This is a genomic window from Streptomyces sp., assembly GCF_031178505.1.
In the GTDB taxonomy this organism is placed as follows: domain Bacteria; phylum Actinomycetota; class Actinomycetes; order Streptomycetales; family Streptomycetaceae; genus Streptomyces; species Streptomyces gulbargensis.
This window is the reverse complement of the sequence record NZ_JAPSIW010000094.1, coordinates 1-14,099: the sequence shown is the minus strand read 5'-3', so window position 1 is coordinate 14,099 and position 14,099 is coordinate 1. Positions and strand designations below refer to the sequence as shown.

General features: G+C 72.9%; 10 protein-coding genes and 1 pseudogene. 5 read left to right on the top strand and 6 right to left on the bottom strand.

Translation table 11 applies throughout. The features are described from left to right. Nucleotides 1–331 precede the first annotated feature (331 nt). Nucleotides 332–1,513 carry a S8 family peptidase gene (locus tag RIF68_RS09930; protein WP_309050789.1) on the top strand — a complete coding sequence of 394 codons (1,182 nt, stop codon included), beginning with the start codon at nucleotides 332–334 and terminating at the stop codon, nucleotides 1,511–1,513. Nucleotides 1,514–1,570: 57 nt separating this feature from the next. Here RIF68_RS09930 and mmsA read toward each other — a convergent pair whose 3' ends face one another. From mmsA to iolC, 4 genes and pseudogenes are all read right to left on the bottom strand, one after another. Next, the gene (gene mmsA / locus RIF68_RS09925) at nucleotides 1,571–3,073 is read right to left on the bottom strand and encodes a CoA-acylating methylmalonate-semialdehyde dehydrogenase (protein ID WP_309050788.1); all 1,503 of its coding nucleotides are present in this window, start codon (nucleotides 3,071–3,073) and stop codon (nucleotides 1,571–1,573) included. An 11-nt stretch (nucleotides 3,074–3,084) separates the two neighbouring features. Further along, entirely contained in the window at nucleotides 3,085–4,953 is a 1,869-nt protein-coding gene (iolD, locus tag RIF68_RS09920) for a 3D-(3,5/4)-trihydroxycyclohexane-1,2-dione acylhydrolase (decyclizing) (RefSeq protein ID WP_309050787.1), read from the bottom strand. Between the two features lie 66 nt (nucleotides 4,954–5,019). Then, nucleotides 5,020–5,772, bottom strand: a complete 753-nt coding sequence (gene iolB, locus RIF68_RS09915; protein WP_309050790.1) for a 5-deoxy-glucuronate isomerase — start codon at nucleotides 5,770–5,772, stop codon at nucleotides 5,020–5,022. A gap of 246 nt (nucleotides 5,773–6,018) precedes the next feature. Next, nucleotides 6,019–6,972 (bottom strand): annotated as a pseudogene (iolC, locus tag RIF68_RS09910) (5-dehydro-2-deoxygluconokinase); the annotation flags it as partial. A 129-nt stretch (nucleotides 6,973–7,101) separates the two neighbouring features. On the opposite strand from iolC, the gene RIF68_RS09905 reads away from it, so the two are divergent. The 4 genes from RIF68_RS09905 to RIF68_RS09890 all read left to right on the top strand — a co-directional run bounded on the left by RIF68_RS09905 (nucleotide 7,102) and on the right by RIF68_RS09890 (nucleotide 11,209). Continuing rightward, nucleotides 7,102–8,016 (top strand): sugar phosphate isomerase/epimerase, encoded by a 915-nt coding sequence (locus tag RIF68_RS09905; RefSeq protein WP_309050786.1) that lies wholly within the window; start codon nucleotides 7,102–7,104, stop codon nucleotides 8,014–8,016. Nucleotides 8,017–8,266: 250 nt separating this feature from the next. Further along, nucleotides 8,267–8,464, top strand: a complete 198-nt coding sequence (locus RIF68_RS09900; protein WP_309050785.1) for a MerR family transcriptional regulator — start codon at nucleotides 8,267–8,269, stop codon at nucleotides 8,462–8,464. A 214-nt stretch (nucleotides 8,465–8,678) separates the two neighbouring features. Further along, nucleotides 8,679–8,903: a cation transporter gene (locus tag RIF68_RS09895; protein ID WP_309050784.1), complete on the top strand. Its 225-nt coding sequence runs from the start codon at nucleotides 8,679–8,681 to the stop codon at nucleotides 8,901–8,903. A 68-nt stretch (nucleotides 8,904–8,971) separates the two neighbouring features. After that, nucleotides 8,972–11,209, top strand: coding sequence for a heavy metal translocating P-type ATPase (locus tag RIF68_RS09890; protein ID WP_309050783.1), 2,238 nt, complete (start codon nucleotides 8,972–8,974; stop codon nucleotides 11,207–11,209). 501 nt (nucleotides 11,210–11,710) lie between these two features. Here RIF68_RS09890 and RIF68_RS09885 read toward each other — a convergent pair. Both RIF68_RS09885 and RIF68_RS09880 read right to left on the bottom strand, forming a co-directional pair. Continuing rightward, nucleotides 11,711–13,000, bottom strand: a complete 1,290-nt coding sequence (locus RIF68_RS09885) for a citrate synthase (RefSeq protein ID WP_309050782.1) — start codon at nucleotides 12,998–13,000, stop codon at nucleotides 11,711–11,713. Between the two features lie 179 nt (nucleotides 13,001–13,179). Beyond that, nucleotides 13,180–14,099, bottom strand: a 920-nt coding sequence (locus RIF68_RS09880) for an ATP-binding domain-containing protein (protein WP_309050781.1), incomplete at its 5' end; no start/stop codon positions are given.

Below are 14,099 nucleotides of genomic sequence, written 5' to 3'. Positions count from 1 at the left end.
ACGGCGCCGAGGGACGGAACGGTCGGCGCCGCCCCGAGGACCGCCCGTCTCGCGGCCGTGCGCGGGACTCCTCGGGAACCGCCCCCTCCCCCGCGCACGGGCCCCCGCGGGGCTGTCCCCTTCCGGCCCCCGCCGCCCCGCGCCCCTCGGAGGCCCTCGCCCGCTGCCCGGCGCTCCGCCGACGAGCGGCACCTCGCGGTGGTTCGGAGAGCGGGGGGCGGACGTTCGGTGAGGAGGTGGAGGACGTCCGGACCGCACCCTTGTGTTGCACATGACAACGCGTCACTCTGTGGGACACCTCCGGCCGACGAAAGGTTCAGGTGCCCCCCACATGAATCGGATCCCCCGCCGCCTCGCCGCCCTCGTCCCCGCCCTGGCGCTCGCCGCCGGCCTCCAGCTCGCGGTCTCCCCCACCGCCCGCAGCGCCCCCGCCCTCGGTGACCTGCGGCTCGCCCCCGCCGCCACCGCCGTCGAGAACAGCTGGATCGTCGTCCTGAAGGACGGTTCCACCCGCGCCGCCGACCTCGGAGTCTCCCCGAAGCACGAGTACCGCGCCGCGCTCAAGGGATTCTCCGCCACCCTGTCGAAGGCCAGGGCCGCCGAGCTCGCCGCCGACCCCCGGGTCGCGTACGTGGAGCAGAACACGACCGTGCGGATCACCGACACCCAGAACGGCGCCACCTGGGGCCTCGACCGGATCGACCAGCGCGACCTGCCGCTGTCGACCACGTACACGTACGACACCACGGCGTCCAACGTCACGGCGTACGTCATCGACACCGGCATCCGCACCTCGCACAGCGACTTCGGCGGCCGGGCCACGGTCGGCACCGACACGGTCGGCGACGGGCAGAACGGCCAGGACTGCCAGGGCCACGGCACCCACGTCGCGGGCACGGTCGGCGGCGCGAAGTACGGCGTGGCCAAGGGCGCGAAACTGGTGGCGGTACGGGTCCTCAACTGCAGCGGCTCCGGCACGACGGCCGGCGTCATCGCGGGCGTCGACTGGGTGACGGCCCACGCGGTCAAGCCCGCCGTCGCCAACATGAGCCTCGGCGGCGGGGCCAACGCCTCCCTCGACGACGCCGTGAAGCGGTCCATCGCCTCCGGTGTCACCTACGCGGTGGCCGCGGGCAACGGCAACATCCTCGGCTGGCCCGCGAACGCCTGCAACTACTCCCCCGCCCGCGTCCCCGAGGCGATCACCGTCGGCGCCACGGACTCCGCCGACAAGCGGGCCTCCTTCTCCAACTACGGCACCTGCGTGGACCTCTTCGCACCGGGCGTCTCGGTCACCTCCGCGTGGAAGGACAACGACACCGCCACCAGCACCATCTCCGGGACCTCCATGGCCGCCCCGCACACGGCGGGCGTCGCCGCCCTCTACCTGGCGGCCCACCCCACGGCCACCCCGGCCCAGGTGAGCTCCGCCCTCGCGGCCAACGCGACGGCCGGCAAGGTCCAGGACCCGCGGACCGGCTCCCCGAACCGGCTGCTGCACTCCCGCTGGTGACCACCCGCGGTGAGGGCCCCCGGGGTGCGCACCCCGGGGGCCCTCGTGTGCGCGGGGTCAGTGGTTGCGCGGGAAGCCCAGGTCCACGCCCGCCGGGGCCTCGGACGGGTCCGGCCAGCGGGTGGTGATCACCTTGCCGCGCGTGTAGAAGTGCACGCCGTCGTTGCCGTAGACGTGGTGGTCGCCGAAGAGGGAGTCCTTCCAGCCGCCGAAGGAGTGGTAGCCGACCGGCACCGGGATCGGCACGTTCACGCCGACCATGCCGGCCTGGACCTCCAGCTGGAAGCGGCGGGCGGCGCCGCCGTCACGGGTGAAGATCGCGGTGCCGTTGCCGAACGGCGAGGCGTTGATGAGCGCGACGCCCTCCTCGTACGTCTCGGCGCGCAGCACGCACAGGACCGGGCCGAAGATCTCGTCCCGGTAGGCCGCGGCCGTGGTCGGCACGTGGTCCAGGAGGGAGAGGCCGATCCAGTGGCCGTCCTCGTACCCCTCGACGGTGTGACCGGTGCCGTCCAGGACGACCTGGCAGCCCTCGTCCGCCGCGCCGTGGACGTACGAGGCGACCTTGTCGCGGTGGGCGGCCGTGATGAGCGGGCCCATCTCCGAGGCGGGGTCGGTGCCGGGGCCGATCTTGATCTTCTCGGCGCGCTCGCGGATCTTCTCCACCAGCTCGTCCCCGATGGAACCGACGGCCACGACGGCGGAGATGGCCATGCAGCGCTCGCCGGCGGAGCCGTACGCCGCCGAGACGGCCGCGTCCGCCGCCGCGTCCAGGTCGGCGTCCGGCAGCACCAGCATGTGGTTCTTGGCGCCGCCGAGGGCCTGGACGCGCTTGCCGTTCGCGGAGGCGGTGGCGTGGATGTGCCGGGCGATGGGCGTCGAGCCGACGAAGGAGACCGCGGCGACGTCCGGGTGCTCCAGGAGCCGGTCGACGGCCACCTTGTCGCCGTGGAGCACGTTGAAGACGCCGTCCGGAAGGCCCGCCTCGGCGAGCAGCTCCGCGATCTTCAGGGAGGGCGACGGGTCCTTCTCGCTCGGCTTGAGGACGAAGGTGTTGCCGGTCGCGATGGCGATCGGGAACATCCACATCGGCACCATGGCCGGGAAGTTGAAGGGCGTGATGCCGGCCACGACACCGACCGGCTGACGGATGGCGGCCACGTCGACCCGGTTCGAGACCTGGGTGGACAGCTCGCCCTTGAGCTGGGTGGTGATGCCGCAGGCCAGGTCGACGATCTCCAGGCCGCGCGCCACTTCGCCCAGGGCGTCGGAGTGGACCTTGCCGTGCTCGGCGACGATCAGCTCGGCGAGGGCGTCGCGGTTGGCGTCGAGCAGCGCGCGGAACGCGAAGAGGATGGTGGTGCGCTGGGCGAGGGACGAGGTGCCCCAGGTCGCGAAGGCGTCCTTGGCGGCGGCGACGGCGGCGTCCACCTCCTCGGCGGAGGCGAGCGCGACGCGGGTGGTGACGGCGCCGGTGGCCGGGTCGGTGACGGGACCCCAGTTGCCCGACGTGCCCTCGACGGTCTTGCCACCGATCCAGTGGTGGACGGTCTTCGTCATTGCGTGCTCCTTCACAGATGGCGGCGTCGGGCGGTGACGTGCCGGTCGTACTCCTCGCGGGCCCCGACCGCCGACGGGCGGGTCGAGGTCGCGGCCACGGGCACATCCCACCACGCCTGGGCGGAGGGCGCGCCCGACACTGTGTCTGCCGTTTCGGTCTCCACGTAGACACATGTGGGAACCGTCGCCTCCCGCGCGTCGGCGAGGGCTTCCCGCAGGTCACGCACGGTGCGGGGGCGCAGCACGCGCATGCCGAGGGAGGCCGCGTTGGCGCCGAGGTCGACGGGGAGCGGCGGCCCGGTGAAGCCGCCGTCCGGGTCCCGGAAGCGGTAGTCGGTGCCGTACCGCTCGGCGCCGACGGCCTGCGAGAGGCCGCCGATGGAGGCGTACCCGTGGTTCTGGAGCACGATCAGCTTCAGCGGCAGGCGTTCCTGGACGGCCGTGACGATCTCGGTGGGGTTCATCAGGTAGGTGCCGTCGCCGACGAGGGCCCAGACGGGGCGGCCGGGGGCGGCGAGGAGGACGCCGAGGGCGGCGGGGATCTCGTAGCCCATGCAGGAGTAGCCGTACTCGACGTGGTACTGGTCGCGGGAGCGGGTGCGCCACAGCTTGTGGAGGTCGCCGGGGAGCGAGCCGGCGGCGTTGATCAGGATGTCGGTCGCGTCGGCCAGGGTGTCGAGGACACCGAGGACCTGGGTCTGGGTGGGCCGGGCGGACGGGTCGGGGGCGGCGTAGGCGGCGTCGATCCGCCGCTGCCACTCGTCCTTGGCGGCGGTCCAGGGGTACGGGCCGGCGGGGGCCGGCGGGCGGGGGCCGGCGAGTGCCTCGGTGAGCGCGGTGAGTCCCTCGCGCGCGTCGGCGACGAGCGGCAGCGCGGCCTGCTTGTGGGCGTCGAAGCCGGTGATGTTGAGGTTGAGGAAGCGGGTGCCGGGGGCGAAGAGGGTGCCGGAGGCGGTGGTGAAGTCGGTGTAGCGGGTGCCGACGCCGATGACGAGGTCGCTGCTCCGGGCGAGGTCGTCGGCGGTGGCGCTGCCGGTGTGGCCGATGCCGCCGACCTCGCAGGGATGGTCGTACGGCAGGGCGCCCTTGCCGGCCTGGGTGGTGGCGACGGGGAGGCCGGCCCGTTCGGCGAAGGCCCGCAGGGCGTCCTCGGCGCCGCTGTACCGGACGCCGCCACCGGCGACGACGAGGGGCCGCTCGGCCTCCCGGACCGCCCGGACGGCCGCGGCGAGTTCGGCGGTGTCGGGCCGCGGCCTGCGGACGCGCCAGATCCGCTCGGCGAAGAACTCCTCCGGCCAGTCGTACGCCTCGGCCTGGACGTCCTGCGGGAGAGCCAGGGTGACGGCGCCGGTCTCGGCGGGGTCGGCGAGGACGCGGACGGCGGCGAGGGCGGCCGGGATCAGCGCCTCGGGCCGGTCGACGCGGTCGAAGTAGCGGGAGACCGGGCGCAGGCAGTCGTTGACGGACACCTCGCCGGCGGTGGGGAGCTGGAGCTGCTGGAGGACGGGGTCGGCGGGGCGGGTGGCGAAGGTGTCGCCGGGGAGGAGCAGGACGGGCAGGTGGTTGATGGTCGCGAGGGCGGCGCCGGTGACGAGGTTGGTGGCGCCGGGGCCGATGGAGGTGGTGACGGCGTGCGCCGAGAGGCGGTCGCTCTGGCGGGCGTACCCGACGGCCGCGTGGACCATGGCCTGTTCGTTGCGGCCCTGGTGGAAGGGCATGAGGTCGCGGTGCTCGACGAGCGCCTGGCCGAGGCCGGCGACGTTGCCGTGGCCGAAGATGCCCCAGGTGGCGGCGATGAGCCGGTGCCGGACGCCGTCGCGCTCGGTGTACTGGGCGGCGAGGAAGCGGACGAGCGCCTGGGCGACGGTGTGACGGGTCACCGGTGTGCCTCCGTACGGTCGGTGTGACGGGTCACCGGGGTCCCTCCGTACGGCCGGGGCGGCGCGTCACCGGTATCCCTCCGTGTGGTCGGGGTGGAAGCGGATCCGCCACTCCCGTTCCGGGCCGGGTCCCGCCATGACGTTGAGGTAGTAGAGGTCGTGGCCGGGCCGGGCGATCGAGGGGCCGTGCCAGCCGTCGGGCACGAGGACGGTGTCGCCGCCGCGGACCTCGGCGAGGAGGTCGGCGCCGCCGGGGCGGGAGGGGGAGATCCGCTGGTAGGCGTAGCCGCCGGGGCCCTGGATCTCGTAGTGGTAGATCTCCTCCAGGACCGACTCGGTGCCGGGGTGGTACTCGTCGTGCTTGTGGGGCGGGTAGGAGGACCAGTTGCCGCCCGGGGTGACGACCTCGACGGCGATGAGCCGGTCGCAGGCGAAGGCGTCGGCCGAGGCGAAGTTCCGTACCCGGCGGGTGCGGTTGCCGGTGCCGCGGGTCTCGACGGGTACCTCCGGCGCGGGGCCGTAGCGGGCGGGGAGTCGTCGCTCGCACTTCGCTCCTGCCAAAGCGAAGCGGCCTCCCGCACCGGAGGCGATCTGGGCGTGGGCGTCGCGGGGTACGTAGGCGAAGTCCGTGACGCCGTCGAACACACTGCCGCGGCCCTGGAGTTCGAAGGTCTCGCCGTCGACGCGCACGGTACAGGCACCGGACAGGGGAAGCACGGCCCATTCGGCGTCCCCGCTGCCGAAGTCGTGCGTTCCGCCGGGCGGGAGGTCGAGGATCCGGAGGGCGGCGTGCTCCCATCCGGCGTCCTCCGGGTCCACGCGCACGGCGTACGGGCCGCGTGCGGCGGTCCCGGCGGGCAGGTGGAGCGTGCGGGCGGCGGTGCCGGTCCGGTCGGAGCGCACGACGGATCCCCGCCCCCGCTCCGGGATCGCGCCGGGTGAGGTTCGGGAAGTCCCCGCCCCCGAAGCCACCGAAGCCACCGGCGCGGTTCGCGAAGTCCCCGCCGCCGAAGCCACCGGCACGGTCCGGGAAGTCTCCGGGTCCCGCTCCGGGATCGTGCCGGTGCCCTTCGCCAGGGCCTCCGCGATCTCCTCCGCGTACGGCATGGCCGGGGAGCAGGCGAGGCGGCCCGCGACGATGGCGCCGGCCGCGTTCGCGTGGCGCAGGATCCGCTCCAGGTCCCAGCGGGCGAGGAGCCCGTGGACGAGGGCCCCGCCGAAGGCGTCGCCCGCGCCGAGCCCGTTGACCACCTCCACCGGGAGCGGCGGGACCTCCACCGAGGTGCCGTCGGCGGCGACGGCCAGGACGCCGCGCGGGCCCTGTTTGACCACCGCGAGCCGGACGCCGGGGCCGGAGGCGAGCAGCGCCCGGGCGGCGGCGCGGGGTTCCCGCTCACCGGTGGCGACCTCGCACTCGTCGAGGTTGCCGACGGCGACGGTGGCGTGCCGCAGGGCCTCGGCGTAGTACGGCCGGGCCGCGGCCGGGTCGGGCCAGAACGCGGGCCGCCAGTCCATGTCGAGGACGGTCACCTCGCGGCCGGAGCGGGCGGCGAGCGCCTCCAGGGTGGCGGTGCGGCTGGGTTCCTCGCACAGGCCGGTGCCGGTGGCCCACAGGACGCGGGCGGCGCGGATCGCGCCCAGGTCCAGCTCGTGCGGGTGGATCTCCAGGTCGGGTGCCTTGGGGCGCCGGTAGAAGTGGAGCGGGAAGTCGTCCGGCGGGAACATCTCGCAGAAGGTGATCGGGGTGGGGAGTCCGTCGACCTCGGTCACCCAGCGGGCGTCCACCCCGAACGCGGTGAGCTCACGGCGCAGGTACGCCCCGAACGGGTCGGCCCCCGTGCGGCTGACGAGCGCGGTGCGGCGGCCGAGACGGGCGGCGGCGACGGCCACGTTGGCCGGGGAGCCGCCGAGGAACCTGCCGAAGGTCTCCACCCGGTCGAGCGCGACGCCGGTCCGCAGGGGGTACAGGTCCACGCCGACCCGCCCCAGGGCGATCAGGTCGTACGGCTCCGTCTCCACCCGTGCCACCTCTCGCCTCCGGACCCGTCCCCAGGTCTAACGGTCCGTCGGGAGGCGTGTCAACGATATGTCCGGACATTCGGACGACTGTCTTGACGGTGCTCTCGGGCCCCGGTCAAGGTGGCAGGCATGACGAAGCCGCCCCCGCCGTCGCCGTCCCGTATCCGCATCGGTTCCGCACCGGACTCCTGGGGGGTGTGGTTCCCCGACGATCCCCGGCAGGTGCCGTGGCAGCGGTTCCTGGACGAGGTGGCCGGCGCCGGTTACGAGTGGATCGAGCTCGGTCCGTACGGCTATCTGCCCACCGATCCGGCGGTGCTCGCGGAGGAGACCGGGCGGCGCGGGCTGCGGGTGTCGGCCGCGACGGTCTTCACCGGGCTGCACCACGGTCCCGGTGTGTGGGAGCGGACCTGGGCGCACGTCGCCGAGAACGCCGCGCTGGCGCAGGCCATGGGCGCCGGTCATCTGGTGGTCATCCCGTCCTTCTGGCGGGACGACCGGACGGGTGAGGTCCTGGAGGAGCCGACGCTCACCGCCGAGCAGTGGCGGAACCTGACGGGACTGACGGAGCGGCTGGGGCGGGAGGTGCGCGAGCGGTACGGGCTGCGGATCGTGGTGCATCCGCACGCCGACACGCATCTGGACGGCGAGGAGAGCGTGACCCGCTTCCTCGACGCCACCGATCCGGAGGCGGTGGCGCTGTGCCTGGACACGGGGCACTACGCCTACGCGGGCGGGGACAGTGTGAAGCTGATCGAGGCGTACGGGGAGCGGATCGGCTATCTGCATCTGAAGCAGGTGGATCCGGAAGTGCTGGCCGGGGTGCTGGCGGAGGGGCTGCCGTTCGGGCCCGCGGTGGCGCGGGGCGTGATGTGCGAGCCGCCGTCGGGGGTGCCGGCCCTCGAACCGGTGCTGGCGGCGGCCCGGGGGCTCGACGCGGAGCTGTTCGCGATCGTGGAGCAGGACATGTACCCGTGCGAGCCGGACACGCCGTACCCGATCGCCCTGCGCACCCGCCGCTTCCTGCGCTCCTGCGGGTACTGAGCCGCCCGGCGGGCCGCCGCGCACGCGGACACGCCGTGGGGCGCGTGCGTCACTTGTGTCACGCGCGTCGCCCCGCTGTCACACATGTCCTGGTTACGCGGGTTTTACGTCACAGGAGTTCGACAGCCGTTCTCCTCCTGTCGGGAGGGGTCGTTCAACGGGCACAGGCTCAGTGATCGTCTACGCCCGCCCGCAGCGCTCCCGAACGGCACCCCCGCCACGCTGCGCGGCGAGCAGGGAGGTGCCAGGCATGACGGACAGAAGGCTCTGGTCGTACAAGGACATCGCGGCCCACATCCGGGTGCAGACGGACACGGTCCGCTCGTACCGGAAGCACGGACTGCTGCCGCCGCCCGACCAGGTGGAGTCGGGCAAGCCCTACTGGTACGCGGACACCATCCGCGCCTGGGTGGCCAGCCGGCCCGGCAACCGGGACCGGCGCGGCTGATCCCGCGGCGGCCGGCCGCCCTCCCCGACCCGACGCCGGGTCCCGGAACACTCCGGGGCCCGGCGTCGGCCTGTCGCCCCGCCGCCGCATGACACTGGACGGGCGCCTCCGCCCGCGCCCGTCGGCGCGGCGCGGGCCCGGACCCGGTGGCGCAATACCCCCTAGGGGTATAATCTGTGTTCCGTACGCACGTGAGCCTCAGGAGGAGAGCCCCATGTCCGCAGAGACGAAGACCGAACTCACCACCGTGTACCAGGTCAAGGGCATGACCTGCGGCCACTGCGAAGGGGCCGTCGCCGGCGAGATCTCCGCGCTGCCGGGCGTCTCCTCCGTCACGGCCGTCGCCAGGACCGGCGAGGTCACCGTCGTCTCCGCCGCGCCGCTCGACCGCGAGGCCGTGGCCGCCGCCGTGGACGAGGCGGGCTACGAGCTGGTCTGACGCCGCTCCGCGCACCGCAGGGCCGTACCGTTGCCTGGTACGGCCCTGCTCCCCTTTTGGAACCGCACATGCCCAGCACCACCGTCACCGAGCTGCGGATCGGCGGGATGACCTGCGCGTCCTGCGCGGCCCGCGTCGAGAAGAAGCTCAACCGGATGGACGGCGTGACCGCCACCGTCAACTACGCCACGGAGAAGGCGCGCGTCGAACACGCGCCGGAGGTCGGGGTCGACGCGCTGATCGCCACCGTCGTGAGGACCGGCTACACCGCCGAGGAGCCCCCGCCTCCGGAGCCCGAACCCGCCTCCGCTCCCGCCGGGGACGCGGACGCCCCCGGTGGCGGGGCGGACCCGGAGCTGGTCACGCTGCGGCGACGGCTGACCGTCTCCGCCGTCCTCACGGCCCCGGTGGTCCTCCTCGCGATGGTCCCCGCCCTCCAGTTCGACCACTGGCAGTGGCTCTCGCTCACGCTCGCCGCGCCGGTGGTCGTGTGGGGCGGGCTGCCCTTCCACCGGGCCACCTGGGCCAACCTCCGGCACGGCGCCGCCACCATGGACACCCTCGTCTCGCTCGGCACGCTGGCCGCCTTCGGCTGGTCGCTCTGGGCGCTCTTCCTGGGCGACGCGGGCATGACCGGCATGCGGCACGGCTTCGACCTCACGGCGGACCGGGCCGACGCGGCCTCCGCGATCTACCTGGAGGTCGCGGCCGGGGTCGTCACCTTCCTCCTCCTCGGCCGCTGGCTGGAGGCCCGCGCCAAGCGGAAGGCGGGCGCCGCGCTGCGGGCCCTGATGGACCTCGGCGCCAAGGACGTGGCCGTCCTGCGGGACGGCACGGAGGTCCGCGTACCGGTCACCGCCCTGCGGACCGGCGACCTCTTCGTCGTACGGCCCGGGGAGAAGGTCGCCACCGACGGCACCGTCACCGAGGGCGCCTCCGCCGTCGACGCCTCCCTGCTCACCGGCGAGTCGCTGCCCGTGGACGTGGCCGCCGGGGACCCGGTGACCGGCGGCTGTCTGAACGTCTCCGGCCGCCTGGTGGTCGAGGCCACCCGGGTCGGCGACGACACCCGGCTCGCCCGGATGGCCCAGCTGGTGGAGGAGGCACAGAGCGGCAAGGCGCGGGTCCAGCGGCTCGCCGACCGGATCTCCGCCGTCTTCGTACCGGCGGTGCTGCTCCTCGCGCTCGGCACCCTGGGCTTCTGGCTCGGCGCCGGCCGGGGCGCGGCGGCCGCGTTCACCGCCGCCGTCGCCGTCCTGATCATCGCCTGCCCGTGCGCGCTCGGCCTCGCCACCCCCACCGCGCTCCTCGTCGGCACCGGGCGGGGCGCGCAGCTCGGCATCCTCATCAAGGGCCCCGAGGTCCTGGAGTCCACGCGCCGCGTCGACACGGTCGTCCTGGACAAGACCGGCACGGTCACCACGGGGCGCATGGAGCTGACCGGGGTGCGCGTGCACGGGGGCCGGTACGGCACCGACGGCACGGACGAGGCCGAGCTGCTGCGGCTCGCGGGCGCCCTGGAGCACGCCTCCGAGCACCCGGTGGCCCGCGCCGTCGCGGCCGGCGCCCTCGCGCGGCTGGGCGAGCTGCCCGTACCGAAGACCTTCGAGAACGTGCCCGGGCTCGGGGTGCGCGGTTCGGTCGACGGGCATCTGGTGGTCGTCGGGCGGGCGGCCCTGCTCGCCGCCGAGGAGATCGAGGTGCCGGGGACGGCCGGGCCCGGGGTGGTGCACGTGGCCTGGGACGGGCGGGCTCGCGGCACCCTGACCGTCGCGGACACGGTCAAGGAGACCAGCGCGGAGGCGGTCGCCCGGCTGCGCGCGCTCGGGCTGCGGCCGGTGCTGCTCACCGGGGACCACCGGGCGGCGGCGGAGGCCGTGGCGGCGGAGGTCGGCATCGACGAGGTGATCGCGGAGGTGCTGCCGGAGGAGAAGGCCGGAGTGATCCGGCGGCTCCAGGCGGAGGGCCGGACGGTCGCCATGGTCGGCGACGGGGTGAACGACGCCGCCGCGCTGGCCACCGCCGATCTGGGCCTCGCGATGGGGACGGGGACGGACGCGGCCGTCGAGGCGAGCGACCTGACCCTGGTCCGGGGTGATCTGCGGGTGGCGGCGGACGCGATCCGGCTCTCCCGGCGGACCCTGGCGACGATCAAGGGCAACCTGGGCTGGGCCTTCGGCTACAACGTGGCGGCGCTGCCGCTCGCGGCGGCCGGGCTGCTGAACCCGATGATCGCCGGCCTGGCGATGGCCCTTTCGTCCGTCTTCGTCGTCACGCACAGTCTCCGGCTGCGGCACTTCACGTGAATTGACCTCCACGTGACGCACAGGACCTTCACAACGAGACCTAGATCACAGATATTTGGGGGTAACCATCCGGGCCCTTCGTGGGTCTAAGTGGGCGATGCCAAGAACGTCTTGGGGGACGTTCACGGGATGTCTTGGGGGACGTCCCGGGCAAGCGTTGGCCGGGGCACGTGCACGGGGAGCTTTGAGCGGCCCTCCCGTACGTACCCCGGCATACCGCGCGGCCCCGCAGCCTCTGCTGAACCCGGCAGACGCCCGGCCCGGATCCCGTGGGGGGAATCCGCACCGGGGATATGGGAAGCGCCCCGCTCGCCGACCCGTGGGGGGATCGGTGGCGGGGCGCTTTTCCTTGTTTCCGGGGGCTCGGTTCGCCTCCGGGGCGCTCGAGCCGGTGTCGAGGCGACGATCGTGCTCGGCCCTCCTTCGTCGGGCCTCCGCGCGTTCGCCTCCTCGACACCGTCGCGCCCCTTCGGCTCACTCGCCGCAGGCGCGACGCGACGGTCAGCGGGCCTCGACCGGGACGAAGTCGCGCAGGACCTCGCCGGTGTAGATCTGGCGCGGGCGGCCGATGCGGGAACCCGGCTCCTTGATCATCTCGTGCCACTGGGCGATCCAGCCCGGGAGGCGGCCGAGGGCGAAGAGGACCGTGAACATCTCGGTCGGGAAGCCCATCGCGCGGTAGATCAGACCCGTGTAGAAGTCCACGTTCGGGTAGAGGTTGCGCGAGACGAAGTAGTCGTCGGAGAGCGCGTGCTCCTCCAGCTTCAGCGCGATGTCCAGCAGCTCGTCGGACTTGCCGAGGGCCGAGAGGACGTCGTGCGCCGCCGCCTTGATGATCTTGGCGCGGGGGTCGAAGGACTTGTACACCCGGTGGCCGAAGCCCATCAGGCGGACGCCGTCCTCCTTGTTCTTCACCTTGTTGATGAAGGAGTCGACGTCGCCGCCGTTGGCCTGGATGCCCTCCAGCATCTCCAGGACCGACTGGTTGGCGCCGCCGTGCAGCGGGCCCCAGAGGGCGGAGATGCCGGCGGAGATCGAGGCGAACATGTTCGCCTGCGAGGAGCCGACCAGGCGGACGGTGGAGGTCGAACAGTTCTGCTCGTGGTCCGCGTGCAGGATGAGGAGCTTGTCGAGGGCCGACACGACGACCGGGTCGAGCTCGTACTCCTGCGCCGGGACGGAGAACGTCATGCGCAGGAAGTTCTCGACGTAGCCGAGGTCGTTGCGCGGGTAGACGAACGGATGGCCGATCGACTTCTTGTACGCGTACGCCGCGATGGTCGGCAGCTTGGCCAGCAGCCGGATCGTGGAGAGGTGACGCTGCTTCTCGTCGAACGGGTTGTGGCTGTCCTGGTAGAAGGTGGACAGCGCCGAGACCACCGAGGACAGCATCGCCATCGGGTGGGCGTCGCGCGGGAAGCCGCGGAAGAAGTTCTTGACGTCCTCGTGGACCAGCGTGTGCTGGGTGATCTCGTTCTTGAAGGTCGCGAGCTCGTCGACCTTCGGCAGCTCACCGTTGATCAGCAGGTACGCCACCTCAAGGAAGGTGGAGCGCTCGGCCAGCTGCTCGATGGGGTAGCCGCGGTACCGCAGAATGCCCTGCTCACCGTCGAGGTAGGTGATCGCGGATTTATAGGCGGCGGTGTTGCCGTATCCGCTGTCCAGGGTGACCAGACCGGTCTGGGCTCGGAGTTTACCGATGTCGAAGCCCTTGTCGCCGACGGTGCTCTCGACCACCGGGTAGGTGTATTCACCGTCCGCGTACCGCAGTACTACAGAGTTGTCGCTCACGTCATCCCTCACCGACGTAGTGCCTCTTCTTCGAGGTGCCCTGACTGTCTCTACCATCCCCCATTTGGCTCAGGAGAGTGCACTCGGGGTCGACCATTGGGCCAATTGGCGGCACTCAGTGCCGCCAACCTGCTCATCCTGCCCCCTTCGCCCCGGTTCCGGAAGTCCCCCGTGATCTTTCACACGAGGGTGCCCCCTGTGAGCCGGTGGGCGAGTGCGGTAAAGCGCCGGCCCGCCGAGACCGTGCGGACCGCCTGGGCGACGGCCCGGCGGGACCCGACCAGGACGACCAGCTTCCGGGCCCGGGTCACGGCCGTGTAGAGCAGGTTCCGCTGGAGCATCATCCAGGCGCTCATGGTGACCGGGATCACCACGGCCGGATACTCGCTGCCCTGCGAGCGGTGGATGGTGACCGCGTACGCGTGGGCGAGTTCGTCCAGCTCGTCGAAGTCGTACGGCACCTCCTCGTCCTCGTCCGTCCGCACGGTGAGCCGCTGCTCGACGGGGTCCAGGGAGGTCACCACGCCGACCGTGCCGTTGAAGACTCCGTTGGCCCCCTTGTCATAGTTGTTCCTGATCTGGGTGACTTTGTCACCTACGCGGAAGACCCGGCCGCCGAGCCGCTTCTCCGGCAGGTCCGGCCGGCCCGGGGTGATGGCCTGCTGGAGGAGACCGTTGAGGGCTCCGGCGCCCGCCGGGCCGCGGTGCATGGGGGCCAGGACCTGCACGTCCCGGCGCGGGTCGAGGCCGAACTTGGCCGGAATGCGCCGGGCCGCCACCTCCACGGCGACCCGGGCGGCGTCCTCCGTCTCCTCCTCCACGAAGAGGAAGAAGTCCGGCAGGCCGTCGGTGACCGGCGGGAGCCCCGAGTTGATCCGGTGCGCGTTGGTCACCACCCCGGACTGCTGGGCCTGCCGGAAGATCCGGGTCAGCCGGACGGCGGGCACGGGGCTGTCCGGGGCGAGAAGGTCGCCGAGCACCTCCCCCGCGCCGACCGACGGCAGCTGGTCCACGTCGCCCACGAGCAGCAGGTGGGCACCCGGTGCCACCGCCTTGACCAGCTTGTTGGCGAGGAGGAGGTCCAGCATGGAGGCCTCGT